Here is a 17,459-nt window from a genome sequence, read left to right as displayed (position 1 = left end):
CCCGGACCGACGCGCGGCTTCGCGCGGGTCCGGACCTTCGCTCACATCGTGATGCCTTGTTGCTCTGGAACCTTAGAGCTGACCACCGACGAAGACCGTGAGGTCCACGAGGCGGTTGGAGTAGCCCCACTCGTTGTCGTACCAGCCGAGGATCTTCACCGTCTTGCCTTCCTGAACCATCGTCAGGGAGGAGTCGAAGGTGCAGGACGCCGGGTCGCTCACGATGTCGGAGGACACGATCGGGTCCTCGGTGTAGAACAGGATGCCCTTGAGGTCGCCGTCGTCGGCGGCCTTCTTGAACGCGGCGTTGACCTCGTCCTTGGTGACCTCGCGCTGGAGCTCGACGACCAGGTCGGTGGCGGAGCCGGTCGGGACCGGGACGCGCATCGCGATGCCGTCGAGCTTGCCCTTGAGCTGCGGCAGGACCAGGGCGGTGGCCTTGGCGGCACCCGTCGTGGTCGGGATGATGTTCTCGGCGGCGGCGCGGGCGCGGCGCAGGTCCGAGTGCGGGAAGTCCAGGATGCGCTGGTCGTTCGTGTACGCGTGGACCGTCGTCATCAGGCCCTTGACGATGCCGAAGTTCTCGTCGAGAACCTTGGCCATCGGCGCCACACAGTTGGTGGTGCAGGAGGCGTTCGAGATGACGTTGTGGTTCGCCGCGTCGTACTTGTCCTGGTTGACGCCCATCACGATCGTGATGTCCTCGTCCTTGGCCGGAGCCGAGATGAGGACCTTCTTGGCGCCACCGGCGATGTGCTTCTCGGCGTCGGCCTTCTTGGTGAAGATGCCGGTCGACTCGATCACGATGTCGACGCCCAGCTGACCCCACGGAATGTCGGCGGGGTTGCGCTCGGACAGCACCTTGATGGTGTGGCCGTCGACCGTAATGGTGTCCTCGGTGTGCGACACCTCGGCCTTGAGGCGGCCCAGGATGGTGTCGTACTTCAGAAGATGCGCGGTGGTCGCGGTGTCACCCAGGTCGTTGACAGCCACGATCTCGATGTCCGCACCCTGCTCGAGCAGCGCGCGGAAGTAGTTGCGACCGATGCGGCCAAAGCCGTTGATGCCTACGCGGATCGTCACGAACCGATCTCCTCGTTGGTACGCCGGATTCGACGCCGGCGAGATGTATTGGGATGTCCCCGACCGCCTTCGACCCTACCTCCCATAAGGGCTTGGGGTGACATCGAGCCGCCCTATGCAGGACACAGCGGCCCGTACTCGTCAGTAACGTACGGGCCGCCGCATATTTTCCGGGTATTTCGAAGACGTCAGTCGCTAATTGAGCGCAGTGCCTTTCTGATGAGCGCATTTCGATCGGCGGCCGTGGTCACGTGTTCCAGACCGAATCCGAGGAGAACGGTGTCCGGAGTGCTGATCGCCCCGTAGGTCGTGAACAGGTCCTTGGCGAGCGCCCAGTCCCGGACCGCGGCCGGGCTTCCCTCGGGTGGTCCGGGGACCTGCCAGACGCCCAGGGACGTCTCGAAGCCCTCGGTCTCGGTGGCCTGGCCGCCGGTGACGAGGGACGCGTTGTCAGCCCGTACGCCCTCGCCGCCGCTGCCCGGGTCGGACACGTAGCTGAGCGACACCTCGACGGAGTGGCCCGCGTAGGCGCTCAGGTCGTACGCGACCGTCTTCCAGTCGTCCGAGGAACCCGTGAGGCTGTTCCAGGCCCCGGAGGTGCCGGTGTTGCCGCAGGCGGCGCCGTCGGGGGTCAGATAGCGCTTCAGGGCCGGGTGGTCCTCGATGAAGAAGCCGGCCTCGCACTCGGTCGGTACGGCGTTCGAGGTCAGACCTTCCTTGTCGGGCAGGGTCGTCCAGTCCTCGGCGCCGACCGTGTGCACCTCCAGGATGACGTGGTCGTAGCCGGCCTCGGTGTCCCACAGCAGCTGCGCCCGCAGGGTCGGCTGGTCGGCCGCGGTGACGCGGTTCAGGTCGATGGTGCGGGTCAGGCGCTTGTAGGCGTCGTCCGTGTGCACGGCCGCGGCCATGCCCGCGCCCTCGTACTGGCCGGCCCCGGCGCTCTTGAACTGCGGCAGGGTGGCCGACGTGGCCTCATACAGACCGGCGCCGTTGAGCGGGTTGCCGGGGGCGTCGCCGAGGGTCGCCGCGATACCCGCGAGTTCACCGGAACCGTCGAAGCGGGTGGCGACCGGCGCCGCGGTGCGGGAGTAGGCGCCCAGGTAGTACTGGCTGAAGTCGTTCGTCGTGGTGTCGACGATGTCGACGGAGCCGCCCGCCTTCTCGCCCGCCTCGATCAGCTTGCCGCTCTCGTTGAGGTAGTCGCGCAGGGCGAGTTGGGTGGCGAGGCCGGGACGGTCCGCGCCCGTGTAGTGGACGACCGCCTCGAAGTGGCCGAGGACCCCGAGCGGGTCCGGTACGCCTTGCGTGGCCACGTTCCAGACGGCGGCCTTGCGCCCCGCGGCCTTGAGCGCGTCTACGTATGCGGCTGTTTGCTGCCCTGTGGCGTCGTTTTCCGCGACGACAAGAGTGTCCGCCTTCGGGCGCGCGGCGACGGTGTACGTGAAGTGGTCACTGGAAGTGCGCTTTCCGGATTTCGTGCGCCCCGTGAACCACACCTCTACCTTGTCGCCCACATCGGCGCCGTCGACCTTCGCCCGATAGGCGTCGAAGTGGAGATTGTCCTCGCCTCCGTAGGTCTCGCCGCCCTTCCAGGCACGCAATTTCTCGTCGTGCGAACGGCCGTCATTGACGCGGTAGTTCAGCTCCTTGTCGCGTACGGACTTACGGGCAACGACGGAGACTTCCTGGTCGCCACCGCGCGCGTAGGACGTCGCGAAGGTGGCCGGGGTGAAGTCGGGCGCCTCCAGGCCGACCGCCGACGAGGGCTGGTCCGGGTGGGAGGCGGTCTCCGCGACGGAGAGGGCGAAGGGCACGTTCTTCGCGAACTCGTCCTGGATGAGCTTCTCGTCGTCCGGGAAGGTGAAGATCGACGCGCAGTCCTGGGGCCGCCAGGCATCGTTCGGGTCGATGTTCGAAGCGGTCTGGCACGTGCTCATCTCGGGCGTGAACATCGAGACGCCGTTCACGTTGCCCGCGTGTCCGTCGGCCTCGCCGTTGGTCGTGTACAGCTCGGAGGAGACCTGCGGGTGGTAGCCGGGGATCGCGGAGTTCTCCGGGGTGCCGGCCAGCGCCTTGTAGAGCACGTCGTCCGGTGTCGGCGTGGCGACCTGCCAGCCCACTCCGTAGAGCAGCAGCTCGGCGGCGGAGTGGTAGTTGATGGCGTAGTCGAAGCCGATCCGCTTCTCGAAGGCGTCGATGGCCTTGGTCTCGGGCTCGGAGTTGGGCCCCGTGCCGCGATAGGTCTCGCTGGCGGCGCGCGGGGACGAACCCTCGTCGTCGTAGCCCCATTTGTAGGCGAAGTTGCGGTTGAGGTCGACGCCGTCGCCGGCGGTGATGGCGCCGTCCCCGTTCACGTCGCGCAGGTTCTTGCGCCACTGGCGGTTGGCGGCCGCCTTGTGCGTCCAGTCGTAGCCGTCGGGGTTGGCCGACAGGACGAACCACAGCTCCGTGGAGTCGACGATCTTCTTGATACGCCGGTCCTTGGCGTAGTTGTCCACGTAGTAGTGCATCAGGCGGCGGGTCATCTCCGGGGTGATCCACTCGCGCGCGTGCTGGTTGGACATGTAGAGGACCGCCGGCTTGGCGCCGTCCTTGACCTTCTTGGCGCCCTTGCTGAGCTTCAGCGCGAGGATGTCCTGGCCCTGGACCGTCTTGCCGATGGAGACGACCTTGGTGAGGCCGGGATGTTCCTGGCCGGTGCGGACGATCTCCTCCTGGAGATTGCCCTTGCCGCTGTACGGGCGGAAGACACCGTCGCCCGCCGCCTCGACGCGCGCCTCGGCCTTGGCCGTCACCTTGTGCTCGGTGAGCTCGACGCCCTTGCCGCGCAGCGCGTCGGCCTGCTTCCCGGTGAGGTACACCTCGATTTCCGCGGTGCCCTTCTCGGGCGCCTGCTCACTGAGTTCATGAGCGTCCTGGCCCGCCTGGAGAAGCAGGGGTATCTGCTCCTTCGACACGTCGGCGCGGAACACCTTGACGGCGTCCGCGCCCGGATCCCCGCTCGCCGAACTTCCGCTTGCCGCACTTCCGCTCTCCGCCTGGGCGACCGGCGCGAGTGCGGCCCCGCCCAGTCCCAGTACAAGTGCTCCGACAGCGAGGATCGATCTCGCTCTTCGTCTCATGAGCCCCCCTTGCAGTTGTCTGCCGCGGTCGTGGCGCGCTGCCACAGAAGCGAACAGCCGCCAGACTCATGACAGTTCATGGTCAAGTCAAGGGGGCCTCGGAGGCCCCGCGGGGGTCGGCGTGAGGCAGCAGAAAACCGGTGGCGGCGCCTCCATGGGCACCGCCACCGGTTCACCTACGTACGTAGGACGCTCCTACCGCGTCTGTCCCGCGGCTCAGCCCGCGAGGTTGTCCGCGAGGCTCTCGGCCATCTCCTCGGCCATTTCTTCCACCATCTCCTCGGCCAGCTCCTCCGTCAGGTTCGACTCCGTGCCGGGGATGCCGAGGTCCTGCGCCCGCTTGTCCGCCATGGCGAGCAGCCGCCGGATACGGCCCGCGACGGCGTCCTTGGTCAGCGGCGGGTCGGCGAGGGCACCCAGCTCCTCCAGGGAGGCCTGCTTGTGCTCCATGCGCAGCCGGCCGGCGGCGGCGAGGTGCTCCGGCACGTCGTCGGCGAGGATCTCCAGGGCGCGCTGCACACGGGCGCCGGCGGCGACGGCCGCGCGGGCCGAGCGGCGCAGGTTCGCGTCGTCGAAGTTGGCGAGGCGGTTCGCGGTGGCGCGGACCTCGCGGCGCATCCGCCGCTCCTCCCAGGCCAGCACCGACTCGTGGGCGCCCATCCGGGTGAGCAGCGCGCCGATCGCGTCGCCGTCGCGGACGACCACGCGGTCCACGCCGCGCACCTCACGGGCCTTCGCCGCGATCGAGAGGCGGCGGGCGGCGCCGACCAAGGCGAGCGCGGCCTCCGGACCCGGGCAGGTCACTTCGAGCGAGCTGGAGCGCCCGGGCTCGGTGAGCGAGCCGTGCGCCAAGAACGCGCCGCGCCAGGCCGCCTCCGCGTCGCAGGTGGCCCCCGAGACCACCTGCGGCGGAAGGCCCCGGATCGGACGGCCACGGCCGTCCACGAGACCCGTCTGGCGGGCCAGCTGATCGCCGCCCGCGACCACTCGTACGACAAAACGCGAACTGCGGCGCAGTCCGCCGGGCGCCATCACGATCAGCTCCGAGCTGTGCCCGAAGATCTCGAGAATGTCCCGCTTGAGCCGCCGTGCGGCCATCGCGGTGTCCAGCTCCGCCTCGATCACGATGCGGCCGCTCACCAGGTGAAGGCCGCCCGCAAACCGCAGAATGGCCGAAACCTCGGCCTTTCTGCAGCAGGTCCGGGTGACGGGGAGCCGGGAGATTTCGTCCTTCACCGCTGCCGTCATCGCCATGGGCCGATCCTTCCATGCATCCGAAAAATACGGTCGTACGCGGCGGCCAACAGCTCCGGATCGTGCCTCGGAGTCCCGTCGGGCCTGGCTACCGGCGCCAGCTCGACCGCGGCACCGAAACGCTCTTTGGCGGCGTCGGTCAAAGACTCGCGGTCGGGCACGGCGGCCTCGTCGGCCAGCACCACGTCCAGGGCGAGTTTAGGGGCGTGTCGTCCCAAAACCTCCAAATGACGCTGCGGTGAGAACCCATCGGTTTCTCCGGGTTGCGGCGCGAGGTTGAGCGAGAGGACCCGGCGGGCCTTCGTCTCGACGAGCGCGTCGAGCAGTTCGGGCACGAGCAGATGCGGGATCACGGACGAGAACCAGGAGCCCGGACCGAGCACCACCCAGTCCGCGTCGAGGACGGCGGCGACCGCCTCGGGCACGGCCGGCGGGTCGTGCGGCACCACGTGGACGGACTGCACCTCGCCGGGGGTGAGCGCCACCGTGGCCTGCCCCCGGACGGTGTCCACGTCGTCGGGCCGGTCCGGGTCGTGCCCCTTGACCAGGGCCTGGAGCTCCAGCGGGACGGCGGACATGGGCAGCACGCGCCCGTGCGCGCCGAGCAGCTCGGCGACCAGGTCGAGCGCCTGTACGTGATCGCCCAGCTGCTCCCAGAGGGCGACGATCAGCAGATTGCCGACCGCGTGCCCGTTCATCTCGCCCGGCGACTGGAAGCGGTGCTGGATGACGCGGGCCCAGGTCTGGCCCCAGTCGTCGTCGCCGCAGAGCGCCGCGAGGGCCTTGCGCAGGTCCCCGGGCGGCAGCACGCCCAGCTCGTCACGGAGGCGCCCGCTGGAGCCGCCGTCGTCGGCGACCGTGACGACGGCCGTGAGGTCGCCGGTGATGCGGCGCAGCGCGGCCAGGGAGGCCGACAGGCCCATGCCGCCGCCGAGAGCGACGACCTTGGGTGTCGCGCCCTTGCGGCGCGTCGCCAGTGGCTTTCTACGGCCCAGTCTGCTGGTGAGCCGTAGCGTGCGTCCTGTCATTCGCGGCCCATGTCGCGGTGGACGACCACGGTCTCCACGCCCTGCGAAGCGAGCCGGGCCGCGAGCTTCTCCGACGTGGCGACGGAGCGGTGCTTGCCGCCGGTACAGCCGACGGCGATGGTCACGTACCGCTTGCCCTCGCGGCGGTAGCCGGCCGCGATGAGCTGGAGCAGCTCGGTGTAGCGGTCCAGGAACTCCTTGGCGCCCGGCTGTGCGAAGACGTAGTTCGATACTTCTTCGTTCAGGCCGGTGAAGGGTCGCAGCTCGGGGACCCAGTGCGGGTTCGGCAGGAAGCGCATGTCGACGACGAGGTCGGCGTCGACGGGCAGGCCGTACTTGAAGCCGAACGACATGACGGTGGCCCGCAGCTCGGGCTCCTCCTCGCCGGCGAACTGGGCGTCCATCTTGGCGCGCAACTCGTGCACGTTCAGGCTGGAGGTGTCGATGACGAGGTCGGCGTCGCCGCGCAGCTCACGCAGGAGCTCGCGCTCGGCCGCGATGCCGTCGACGATGCGGCCGTCGCCCTGGAGGGGGTGCGGGCGGCGCACCGACTCGAAGCGGCGCACCAGGGCCTCGTCGGAGGACTCCAGGAAGACGATGCGGCGGGTGACGTGCTTGGCCTCCAGGTCCGCGAGGGACTCCCGGAGGTTGTCGAAGAAGCGGCGTCCTCGTACGTCGACGACGACCGCGATCCGCGCCACGTTGCCCTGCGAGCGGGCGCCGAGCTCCACCATGGTGGGGATCAGGGCGGGCGGCAGGTTGTCGACGACGAACCAGCCGAGGTCCTCCAGGCACTTCGCCGCGGTGGAGCGGCCCGCGCCCGACATCCCGGAGATGATCACCAGCTCGGGGATGGCGGCGTCCGGGACGGCCGGGGTGTCCTTCTTCGCGCCTGCGCCGGTACTCACCTGTGCTCCGTGCTCCGGTTGTGCGGGGCTGTCCGCCGTACCGCTGGTCTCACTGCTTCCGTGCTCGCTCATGGCTCCTGCCCCCGTCGTTCTTCCGAGGCTCCCGTGCTGACGGGCTCCTCTGCGGAGCCCGCGTCCGTCGCGTGCTCCGTCGTGCTCTCTTCGTCTTCCATGATCTCTCCGGTGGCCATGTTCACGGCGGGCGTCGCCGGTGCCGCCTTGGCGAAGGCCGCCACGATCGTCTCGGCCGTCTTGCGGCCTATGCCGGGAATCTCGCAGATCTGGTCGATTGTGGCGGACCGGAGCCGCTTCACCGAACCGAAATGCTTGATGAGCGCCTGTTTACGCGCGTCTCCGAGGCCCGGCACCTCGTCCAGCGGGCCCGCCCTGAAGCGCTTGGCCCGCTTGGTGCGCTGATAGGTGATGGCGAAGCGGTGCGCCTCGTCGCGCACGCGCTGAAGGAGATAGAGCCCCTCACTGGTGCGGGGCAGGACCACCGGATCGTCCTCGTCCGGCACCCAGACCTCTTCGAGGCGCTTGGCCAGACCGCAGACCGCGATGTCGTCGATGCCCAGCTCGTCCAGGGCCCGCTTGGCCGCGGCGACCTGCGGCTGGCCGCCGTCGACCACGACGAGCTGGGGCGGGTAGGCGAACTTCTTGGGGCGGCCGTCGTCCTCGGTGAGGGTGGACTCGCTCGGTCCGTCGTCGTCGTCCGTCAGCTCCGCGTCGGACCACTCCCCCGACTTCTCCTGCCCGGCGAGGTAGCGCTTGAAGCGGCGGGTGATCACCTCGTGCATGGAGCGGACGTCGTCCTGCCCCTCGAATCCCTTGATCTGGAAGCGGCGGTATTCGCTCTTACGAGCGAGGCCGTCCTCCAGGACCACCATGGACGCCACGACGTCGTCACCCTGGAGGTGCGAGATGTCGTAGCACTCGATCCGCAGCGGGGCGCTGTCCAGGCCTAGGGCCTCGGCGATCTCCTCCAGGGCCCGGGAGCGCGTGGTGAGGTCGGAGGCGCGCTTCGTCTTGTGCAGGGCGAGCGCATGCAGCGCGTTCCTGTGCACCGTCTCCATGAGCGCCTTCTTGTCACCGCGCTGCGGGATACGCAGCGACACGCCCGATCCGCGGCGCTCGGTGAGCCAGGCCTGGACGGGCTCCAGGGGGTCCGGCAGCGCCGGGACGAGGACCTCCTTGGGGACGGAGTCCCCGGTCTCCTCCCCGTAGAGCTGCTGCAACGCGTGCTCGACCAGGTCGCCGCTGGTGACCGCCTCGACCTTGTCCGTGACCCAGCCGCGCTGACCGCGGACGCGTCCGCCCCGTACGTGGAAGATCTGGACGGCTGCTTCCAGCTCGTCCTCCGCGAGGGCGATGAGGTCGGCGTCGGTGGCGTCGGCGAGGACGACCGCGCTCTTCTCCATGGCCTTGCGCAGCGCCTCGATGTCGTCACGGAGGCGGGCCGCGCGCTCGTACTCCATATCCTCGGCGGCGACCGCCATGTCCTTCTCCAGGCGGCGGATGTACGTGCCCGTGCGGCCCGCCATGAAGTCGCTGAACTCCTCGGCCAGCTCGCGGTGTTCGTCGGGGGTGACGCGGCCCACACAGGGGGCCGAGCACTTGCCGATGTAGCCGAGGAGACAGGGGCGGCCGGTACGCGTCGCGTTCTTGAACACGCCCGCGGAGCAGGTGCGGACCGGGAAGACGCGCAGCAGGAGGTCGACGGTGTCGCGGATCGCCCACGCGTGCCCGTAGGGCCCGAAGTAGCGCACGCCCTTCTTCTTCTGCCCGCGCATCACCTGGACGCGCGGGAACTGCTCGTTCATCGTCACGGCCAGGTACGGATAGCTCTTGTCGTCGCGGTACTTGACGTTGAACCGCGGGTCGTACTCCTTGATCCAGGAGTACTCCAGCTGGAGCGCCTCGACCTCCGTGCCCACCACTGTCCATTCCACGGAGGCGGCCGTGGTGACCATGGTGCGCGTACGGGGGTGCAGGTTCGCCAGGTCCTGGAAGTAGCTCGCCAGGCGCTGGCGCAGGCTCTTCGCCTTTCCGACGTAGATCACCCGGCGGTGCTCGTCTCGGAACCTGTACACCCCCGGGGTGTCGGGAATCTGTCCCGGCTTGGGGCGGTAGCTGGAGGGGTCGGCCATGTCAGACACCCTACTGGCGGGGTGTGACAGTGCGGGGCGCCCGGCGCCGACGCCCGGGCGGAGGGCTGCCGCGGCCGTCGGCCGCGCCCTCTCCGAGGGGCAGGGGGCAGATCCGGACGCGGTGAGCAGCCAACCTTGTCGAGTGCAGGTCAACACGCTTCAATGCCGGGTGACTTGGGACGGTGAATGACTTCGTACGGATGTGAACAACTTCTGTACACCGACCAGCCGCCGCAGCGCGGAGAAGCAGGAGGCCTGGATGCGGCTCGGCGAACGGCACAAGGAAGCGGCACAGTTCCCCACCCCGGACGCGGCGCAGTCCCCCACCCTGGAAGCGGCCAAGTCCTCCACCCTGGACGCGGCCCTGCGCACCGGCCCGTTCCACCTCGCCCTTCGGGCCGCGATCGCCGCACGGCGGCTGCCGCTGCACCGGGTCCAGCACCATCTGTCGCGCCAGGGCATCAAGGTCGGCGTGACGAGCCTGAGCTACTGGCAGCAGGGCGCGCGGCGGCCACAGCGCCCGGAGTCGATGCGGGCCGTACGCGCGCTCGAGGAGATTCTCGAACTGCCCGAGGAGTCCCTCATCCGGCTGCTCGGCCCCACCGCGAACACGGCCGCGCGGCAACGGCCGGCCCGCTCCTACCGCTCGCTCGTCGAGGCGTCCGGGGTTCTCGCGCGCCTGCTCGGGGAGCTGGAGTCACCGCTGGACGGCGGCCTGCACACGGTCGGACAGCACGAGCGCGTACGGATCGGGCCGCGCAGGGAGCTGCTCGGCCGGGACTCCCAGCACATCGTGCGGGCGCACCGCGACGGGGTGGACCGGTATGTGGCCGTGCACCACGGCGATCCCGGGTGTGCGCCCGGGGACGTCGCTGTACATGCCCTGGAGAACTGCCGTACGGGGCGTGTGCGGTGGGACGGCGGGACGGGGGTCCTGGTGGCGGAGCTGCTCTTCGACGCGCGGCTGCGGACCGGTGACACCCATCTGTTCCGCTACGGCTTCGAGGACGGCACGGCCGGCGCCTCGACCGAGTACGTCCGCGGTTTCGACTTCGCGGGCGGGCAGTACGCGCTCCAGGTCCGGTTCACCGATGACGCGCTGCCCGTGCGCTGCCACCGCTTCGCCCAGCAGTCGACGGCGGCGCCGCGCGCCGGCCGTCAGGAACTGGCGCTCAGCGGTCACCACCGGTCGGTGCATCTGGTGGAACCACAGGTGCGGGCGGGGTTGCTGGGGATCGGCTGGGACTGGGAGTGATCCGGTCCGGGGGCTGTGGGTTACTTCTGGGGACCGGCGACGATCTTGCCGCCCTCCACCTTCACCGCGAGTTCCTCCAGCGGCGTGGTCGCCGGGGCGTGCAGCACCTTGCCGGTCGTGGCGTCGAACTTGCTGCCGTGGCAGTTACAGGTCAGCTCCGTGCCCTTCAGCATCCCGATCGGGCAGCCCGCGTGCGTGCAGATCGTGCTGAACGCCTTGTACGCGCCGTCCTCGGTACGGCTGACGACGACGTGCTCGTCCTTGTAGAGCTTCGCCCCGCCCGCGGGCACCTCGTCGGCCTTGCCCAAGTCGACCGGCGCTGTGGGCGCCGCCGCCGCGCCGCCGCCGGACCCGGTGGAACAGGCGGTCAGGCCGAGGCCGGCCGTCCCCGCGACGGCGGCGCCGCGCAGGGCGGTGCGACGGGAGATGCGGGAAGGGGCCGTGCCGGACATCTGGACTCCACAAGAAGCGCTGTCCCGCGGAACGGAACAGGAGCGGGACGGGGTGGGGTGGGCGTGGGGTAGGGGTGAGGTCGGCCTGAGACAGGGGCGAGGTTGGCGTGAGGCAGGGGTGACAGATCAGACGATACCGACGAGCGGACGGGCACCTCCCGCGGCCCCTGCAGCTCCCCCGGGTGCGCTGCCCGCTCCCGCCCTCGTCGTGCCCGTATCGGCCCCTGACGTGCCCGTATCGGGGACGCCTGCTGACCCGCGGGGCGTGAGGCTCTAGCCTGCCGTCGGCACTGGTGCGCACATCGGCACCGCTCGTCCCGTCCGAGAGGAACCATCGTGATCGTCGTCGCCGGAGAGGCCCTGATCGACCTCGTCCCGCTGGGAGCGGGCACCGACGACGGCCCGGCCGCCGGCCCGGCCGCGACGCTGCCCGCGCTCGCGCCCCGGCTCGGCGGCGGGCCGTACAACACGGCGGTGGCGCTCGGCCGGCTCGGCTCCCCCGTGGCCTTCTGCTCGCGCGTGTCCCGGGACGCCTTCGGAGAGGCCCTGCTCGGCGGGTTGCGGGCGGCCGGCGTGGACGTCTCCCCCGTACAGCGGGGTGACGAGCCGACGACGCTGGCTGTCGCGTCCATCGGCGCGGACGGTTCCGCCGGCTACTCCTTCTACGTGGAGGGAACCGCCGACCGGCTCTTCGCGGTGCCGGACGCGCTTGTGGCGGGCACGCGCGCGGTGTCGTTCGGCACCTGCTCCCTCGTCCTGGAGCCCGGGGCGAGCGCCTACGAGGAACTGATGCGCTCGGCCGCCGCGCAGGGCGTGTGCACCGCCCTCGACCCGAACATCCGCGCGGGGCTGATCCCCGACGCGGACGCCTACCGGGCCCGCTTCAAGAGCTGGCTGCCGTCCACCACGCTCCTCAAGCTCTCCGAGGAGGACGCGCAATGGCTCGGGGGCACGCCCCAGGAATGGCTGGCCGCCGGGCCTGCGGCCGTGGTGGTCACCCGCGGCGGTGAGGGGCTCACCGTCTTCACGCGGGACGGCGACGAGCTGTCCGTACCGGGCGAGCGGGTCGACGTCGTCGACACGATCGGTGCCGGCGACACCGTCAACGCGGCGCTGCTGCACGGCCTGTCCCAGCAGGACGCCCTGTCCCCCGCGGCGGTCGGGAGCCTGGGCGGCGACGGCTGGGCCCGGCTGCTGGGGTTCGCGGCCCGCGCGGCGGCGATCACCTGCTCCCGCCCGGGCGCGGAGCCGCCGTACGCGAGTGAGTTCGGGGGGCTGTAGCGGTACGCGTCGCCGCGGGGTGGGCGCCGAGCCTTCGGGGTGGCGCGCCCCATCCGGTCATTGAACGCGCTGCGCCCCGCGGGGGGTTCCCGCGGGGCGCAGCGTTTTGCACGGAGTACGACCGGTCCGTTCCGACCCGTCAGGCCTTCCGGGCCCGCGTGGCCGTCTTCTTGGCGGTGGGCTTCGCCGCCGCGGACTTGGCCGCCTTGGTGGCGGTCTTGCCCGTGGTCTTGCCCGCGCCCGACTTCGCGGCCGGCTTGGTGGCGGGTGTCTTCGCCGTGGCCGTCTTCCTGGCCGGAGCCTTGGTGGCGGCCACGGTCTTCTTCGCCGCGCTCTTGCGCGTCCGGGCCGCGGGCGCCGAAGCGTCACTGACCCGGTCGGCACCGAGAACGTCACGCAGGAACTTGCCGGTGTGGCTGGCCGGTTCGGACGCGACCTGCTCCGGGGTGCCCTCGGCGACGACGATGCCGCCTCCGTTACCCCCCTCGGGGCCCATGTCGACGACCCAGTCCGCGGTCTTGATGACGTCCAGGTTGTGCTCGATGACGATGACCGAGTTGCCCTTGTCGACCAGGCCGGAAAGGACCGTGATCAGCTTGCTGATGTCCTCGAAGTGCAGACCGGTGGTCGGCTCGTCGAGCACGTACACCGTGCGTCCCGTGGACCGCCTCTGCAGCTCGCTCGCCAGCTTCACGCGCTGGGCCTCACCACCGGAGAGAGTCGGCGCGGACTGCCCGAGGCGGACGTAGCCGAGACCCACGTCGTTCAGGGTCCTGAGGTGACGGGCGATCGCGGGGACGGCCTCGAAGAAGGCGAGGCCCTCCTCGATCGGCATGTCCAGGACCTCGGCGATGGACTTGCCCTTGTAGTGGACCTCCAGGGTCTCCCGGTTGTAGCGCGCACCGTGGCAGACCTCGCACGGGACGTACACGTCCGGCAGGAAGTTCATCTCGATCTTGATCGTGCCGTCACCCGAGCAGTTCTCGCAGCGGCCGCCCTTGACGTTGAAGGAGAAGCGGCCCGGCAGGTAGCCGCGGACCTTCGCCTCGGTGGTCTCGGCGAAGAGCCTGCGGACGTGGTCGAAGACGCCGGTGTACGTCGCCGGGTTCGACCGGGGGGTACGGCCGATGGGCGACTGGTCGACGTGCACGACCTTGTCGACGAGGTCGTCGCCCTCCACGCGCGTGTGGCGGCCGGGGACGGACCGCGCCCCGTTCAGCTCCCGCGCCAGGTGCGTGTACAGGATGTCGTTGACCAGCGTGGACTTGCCGGAGCCGGAGACGCCGGTGACGGCCGTGAGGACACCGAGCGGGAAGGACACGTCGATGTCCCGCAGGTTGTTCTCCTTGGCGCCGTGCACCGTGAGGTGGCGCGCCGGGTCCACGGGCCGCCGGACGTCCGGGACCGGGATGGACTTCTTGCCCAACAGGTACTGGCCCGTCATCGACTCGGCGTTGCTCAGCAGCCCCTTCAAGGGACCGCTGTGCACGACCTTGCCGCCGTGCTCGCCCGCGCCGGGGCCGATGTCGACGACCCAGTCGGCGACCTTGATGGTGTCCTCGTCGTGCTCGACCACGATGAGCGTGTTGCCCATGTCTCGGAGGCGGACGAGGGTCTCGATCAGGCGGTGGTTGTCGCGCTGGTGGAGGCCGATGGACGGCTCGTCGAGCACGTACAGGACGCCGACGAGGCCGGAGCCGATCTGGGTGGCGAGCCGGATGCGCTGGGCCTCGCCGCCGGAGAGCGTGCCCGCCGCCCGGTTCAGCGAGAGGTAGTCGAGGCCTACGTCGACGAGGAAGCGGAGCCGCTCGTTGACCTCCTTCAGGACGCGCTCGGCGATCTTCTTGTCGCGCGCGTTCAGCCGGAGCTTGGCCAGGAAGTCGGCGCAGTCGCTGATGGACATGGCCGAGACCTCGGCGATGGACTTCTCCATGACCGTGACGGCGAGGACGATCGGCTTGAGGCGCGTGCCCGCACAGGTGGGGCAGGGCACCTCGCGCATGTAGCCCTCGAAGCGCTCACGGCTCGAGTCCGACTCGGCCTCGCTGTGGCGGCGCTTCACGAACGGCACGGCGCCCTCGAACGGCGTCGTGTACCTGCGCTCCCGCCCGTACCGGTTGCGGTAGCGCACCTCGATCTGCGTCTTGTGGCCGTTGAGGAGCGCCTTCTTCGCGCGCTGCGGCAGCCCCGCGAACGGGATGTCCGTACGGAAACCGAGCGCGTCGGCGAGCGCCCCGATGAGCCGGGCGAAGTAGTCCTTGGTGTGGCCGTGCGACCACGGGTGGATGGCGCCCTCGTCGAGCGACTTGTCCTCGTCGGGGACGATCAGGTCGGGGTCGACCTCCATGCGCGTGCCGATGCCCGAGCAGTCGGGGCAGGCGCCGAAGGGCGAGTTGAAGGAGAAGGAGCGGGGCTCCAGCTCTTCGAAGGACAGGTCGTCGTGCGGGCAGTACAGGTGCTCCGAGTACATGCGCTCGCGCTCGGGGTCGTCCTCGGGGAGGTCGACGAAGTCGAGCACGACCATGCCGCCGGCGAGGCCGAGCGCGGTCTCCACGGAGTCGGTCAGGCGGCGCTTGGCGGAGTCCTTCACCGTGAGGCGGTCGATGACCACCTCGATGGTGTGCTTCTCCTGCTTCTTCAGCGTCGGCGGCTCGGAGAGCTGGATCGTCTCGCCGTCCACGCGCGCCCGGGAGTAGCCCTTGGTCTGCAGGTCGCTGAAGAGGTCGACGAACTCGCCCTTGCGCTCACGCACCAGCGGCGACAGGACCTGGAAGCGGCTGCCCTCGGGCAGCTCCAGGACCTTGTCGACGATGGCCTGCGGCGACTGGCGCGCGATGGGGCGGCCGCACTCGGGACAGTGCGGCTTGCCGATGCGCGCGAAGAGCAGACGCAGGTAGTCGTAGACCTCGGTGATGGTGCCGACCGTGGAGCGCGGGTTGCGCGAGGTCGACTTCTGGTCGATCGAGACGGCCGGGGAGAGGCCCTCGATGAAGTCGACGTCCGGCTTGTCCATCTGGCCGAGGAACTGGCGGGCGTACGAGGACAGCGATTCGACGTAGCGCCGCTGCCCCTCGGCGAAGATCGTGTCGAACGCGAGCGAGGACTTGCCGGAGCCGGACAGACCGGTGAAGACGATGAGGGAGTCGCGCGGGAGGTCGAGCGAGACATTCCGGAGATTGTGCTCGCGCGCGCCACGGACGATGAGACGGTCGGCCACGCCGGTCCGTACCTTTCTTGGGAGAAATGACAGGAAGCCCTGAGTGACAGGAAGCCTTGAGAAGCCTGTCTTTTGCAGACTAGGGGGAGCCACTGACAACGCGGTCGGCTTCCCGTGTTCGGTAACAAACCCGGACGTTCAAGAATGCCCGATGCCGCCTTCGACCTTATAGCACGTACATTCGATTCCAGCATGATGTCGGCCACCTTCACCCGAACGTGTGGCACGGCTACCGTCTGGGCCATGAACCATCACGAGCGTGACCTGGTGTCTGTACGTGAAGCGACCGAACGGCTGCTCACCGCGGTCGGCACTCTGGACAACGCGAGTGTGACCGAGCCGTCACGGCTTCCGGGCTGGAGCCGTGGTCATGTGCTCGCCCACCTCGCCCGGAACGCGGACGCGCTCGTCAACGTCCTCGCCGGCCGGCCCATGTACGAGAGCGCCGAGGCGCGCGACGCCGACATCGAGCGGGACGCCCCGCGGGAGCTGCGCTCCCAGATCGACGACGTACGAGCGAGCACGGAGCGCTTCCAGGACGTCGGGGCCGAGGACGCGGACTGGTCGCGCACGGTGGAGCTGCGCAACGGCGTCAAGGACGTCGCCTCCCAAGTACCGTTCCGGCGCTGGATCGAGGTCGAGCTGCACCACGTGGACCTGGGCATCGGTTACGAGCTCGAGGACCTCTCGGAGGAGTTCACGCAGCGGGAGATCAACTTCCTCACGCGGCGCTTCCGCAACCACCCGGACCTGCCACCGCTGCTGATCAAGCAGGACGACGGCCGCATGATCCCGACCGGCGAGGTGCGGGGCCTGTCCCTGGAGGAGATCGAGGACGGCGTGGACCCGCAGCCGGGCGCGTTCGTCGTCGAGGGGCGCCAAGCGGACCTCCTGGGGTGGCTGTCGGGCCGCAGGGACGGCGCCCGTCTGACCGTCGACCGCGGCTCCCTGCCTCCGCTGCCCCCGCTATAGGCTGAGCGCATGACGTACAGCGGAGCGGTGAAGGTCGGCGGCCCGGCGGACGTGCACGAGCTGCAGGACCTGATGATCTCCAAGGTCGCGGTCGGGCCGATGGACAACAACGCCTATCTGCTGCGGTGCCGCGCCACCGACCAGCAGCTGCTGATCGACGCGGCGAACGAGGCGGCGACGCTGCTGCGCCTCATCGGCGGCGACGGCATCGCGGCCGTCGTCACCACCCACCAGCACGGCGACCACTGGCAGGCGCTCGCGGAGGTCGTGGCCGCCACGGGCGCGCGCACGTACGCGGGGCGCGAGGACGCCGAGGGCATCCCTGTACCGACGCAGGTCCCGGTCGCCGACGGGGACACCATCGAGTTCGGCCGGATCACGCTCACGGCCCGCCATCTGGTCGGTCACACCCCCGGCTCCATCGCCCTGGTCTACGACGACCCGCACGGCCACCCCCACGTCTTCACCGGCGACTGCCTCTTCCCGGGCGGTGTCGGCAACACGCGGAAGGACCCGAAGGCCTTCGCGAGCCTCATCGACGACGTGGAGACCAAGATCTTCGCGCCGCTCCCGGACGAGACCTGGGTCTACCCGGGGCACGGGAACGACACGTCGCTGGGGGCCGAGCGGCCGCACCTCCAGGAGTGGCGCGCGCGGGGCTGGTGACCCGAAGGCCCGCAGGCCAACGCCGGTTGCGCGGACGGCTGTTCACAAGATTGCAACACCCGTTCCCAGTATGC

General features: G+C 69.8%; 12 protein-coding genes. 4 read left to right on the top strand and 8 right to left on the bottom strand.

Annotation, left to right across the window (positions count from 1 at the left end; translation table 11 throughout):
* Positions 1-72 precede the first annotated feature (72 nt).
* The 6 genes from gap to uvrC all read right to left on the bottom strand — a co-directional run bounded on the left by gap (position 73) and on the right by uvrC (position 9,542).
* On the bottom strand, positions 73-1,083 hold the full coding sequence (gap, locus tag ABD366_RS01165) for a type I glyceraldehyde-3-phosphate dehydrogenase (RefSeq protein WP_324766252.1): 1,011 nt from the start codon (positions 1,081-1,083) through the stop codon (positions 73-75).
* 188 nt (positions 1,084-1,271) lie between these two features.
* Positions 1,272-4,205, bottom strand: coding sequence for a M14 family metallopeptidase (locus ABD366_RS01160; protein ID WP_324766253.1), 2,934 nt, complete (start codon positions 4,203-4,205; stop codon positions 1,272-1,274).
* A 216-nt stretch (positions 4,206-4,421) separates the two neighbouring features.
* Positions 4,422-5,459, bottom strand: coding sequence for a DNA-binding protein WhiA (gene whiA / locus ABD366_RS01155; protein ID WP_324766254.1), 1,038 nt, complete (start codon positions 5,457-5,459; stop codon positions 4,422-4,424).
* Entirely contained in the window at positions 5,450-6,487 is a 1,038-nt protein-coding gene (locus tag ABD366_RS01150) for a gluconeogenesis factor YvcK family protein (protein ID WP_324766255.1), read from the bottom strand. The genes whiA and ABD366_RS01150 overlap by 10 nt, the downstream gene beginning before the upstream one ends.
* Complete coding sequence (gene rapZ / locus ABD366_RS01145) at positions 6,484-7,467, bottom strand: RNase adapter RapZ (RefSeq protein ID WP_324766256.1); 984 nt, start codon at positions 7,465-7,467, stop codon at positions 6,484-6,486. Before rapZ ends, ABD366_RS01150 begins: the two co-directional genes overlap by 4 nt.
* A complete protein-coding gene (gene uvrC, locus ABD366_RS01140; protein ID WP_324766257.1) occupies positions 7,464-9,542 on the bottom strand; it encodes an excinuclease ABC subunit UvrC in 2,079 nt (692 codons plus the stop codon). Before uvrC ends, rapZ begins: the two co-directional genes overlap by 4 nt.
* A gap of 202 nt (positions 9,543-9,744) precedes the next feature.
* Here uvrC and ABD366_RS01135 point away from each other — a divergent pair, with 202 nt between their 5' ends.
* The gene (locus tag ABD366_RS01135) at positions 9,745-10,797 is read left to right on the top strand and encodes a hypothetical protein (protein ID WP_324766258.1); all 1,053 of its coding nucleotides are present in this window, start codon (positions 9,745-9,747) and stop codon (positions 10,795-10,797) included.
* Positions 10,798-10,817: 20 nt separating this feature from the next.
* On the opposite strand, the gene ABD366_RS01130 is transcribed toward ABD366_RS01135, so the two are convergent.
* Complete coding sequence (locus ABD366_RS01130; RefSeq protein ID WP_324766259.1) at positions 10,818-11,249, bottom strand: Rieske (2Fe-2S) protein; 432 nt, start codon at positions 11,247-11,249, stop codon at positions 10,818-10,820.
* A gap of 336 nt (positions 11,250-11,585) precedes the next feature.
* On the opposite strand from ABD366_RS01130, the gene ABD366_RS01125 reads away from it, so the two are divergent.
* Entirely contained in the window at positions 11,586-12,530 is a 945-nt protein-coding gene (locus ABD366_RS01125; protein WP_324766260.1) for a carbohydrate kinase family protein, read from the top strand.
* A 139-nt stretch (positions 12,531-12,669) separates the two neighbouring features.
* On the opposite strand, the gene uvrA is transcribed toward ABD366_RS01125, so the two are convergent.
* Positions 12,670-15,747, bottom strand: a complete 3,078-nt coding sequence (uvrA, locus tag ABD366_RS01120; protein WP_324766261.1) for an excinuclease ABC subunit UvrA — start codon at positions 15,745-15,747, stop codon at positions 12,670-12,672.
* A gap of 243 nt (positions 15,748-15,990) precedes the next feature.
* Between uvrA and ABD366_RS01115 the strand changes: the two genes are divergently transcribed.
* Positions 15,991-16,719, top strand: coding sequence for a maleylpyruvate isomerase family mycothiol-dependent enzyme (locus tag ABD366_RS01115; protein ID WP_324766262.1), 729 nt, complete (start codon positions 15,991-15,993; stop codon positions 16,717-16,719).
* A gap of 9 nt (positions 16,720-16,728) precedes the next feature.
* Positions 16,729-17,385: an MBL fold metallo-hydrolase gene (locus tag ABD366_RS01110; RefSeq protein WP_324766263.1), complete on the top strand. Its 657-nt coding sequence runs from the start codon at positions 16,729-16,731 to the stop codon at positions 17,383-17,385.
* The last annotated feature ends 74 nt before the right edge of the window (positions 17,386-17,459 follow it).

The organism is Streptomyces kunmingensis, assembly GCF_039533535.1.
GTDB lineage: Bacteria > Actinomycetota > Actinomycetes > Streptomycetales > Streptomycetaceae > Streptomyces > Streptomyces kunmingensis.
This window is presented reverse-complemented; position numbering and strand designations above follow the sequence as displayed.

Coding starts and splice junctions, on each gene's coding strand:
- ABD366_RS01160 (WP_324766253.1), bottom strand. CDS start 4,205: ATGAGACGAAGAGCGAGATCGATCCTCGCTGTCGGAGCACTTGTACTG.
- whiA (WP_324766254.1), bottom strand. CDS start 5,459: ATGGCGATGACGGCAGCGGTGAAGGACGAAATCTCCCGGCTCCCCGTC.
- ABD366_RS01150 (WP_324766255.1), bottom strand. CDS start 6,487: ATGACAGGACGCACGCTACGGCTCACCAGCAGACTGGGCCGTAGAAAG.
- rapZ (WP_324766256.1), bottom strand. CDS start 7,467: ATGAGCGAGCACGGAAGCAGTGAGACCAGCGGTACGGCGGACAGCCCC.
- uvrC (WP_324766257.1), bottom strand. CDS start 9,542: ATGGCCGACCCCTCCAGCTACCGCCCCAAGCCGGGACAGATTCCCGAC.
- ABD366_RS01130 (WP_324766259.1), bottom strand. CDS start 11,249: ATGTCCGGCACGGCCCCTTCCCGCATCTCCCGTCGCACCGCCCTGCGC.
- ABD366_RS01115 (WP_324766262.1), top strand. CDS start 15,991: ATGAACCATCACGAGCGTGACCTGGTGTCTGTACGTGAAGCGACCGAA.
- ABD366_RS01110 (WP_324766263.1), top strand. CDS start 16,729: ATGACGTACAGCGGAGCGGTGAAGGTCGGCGGCCCGGCGGACGTGCAC.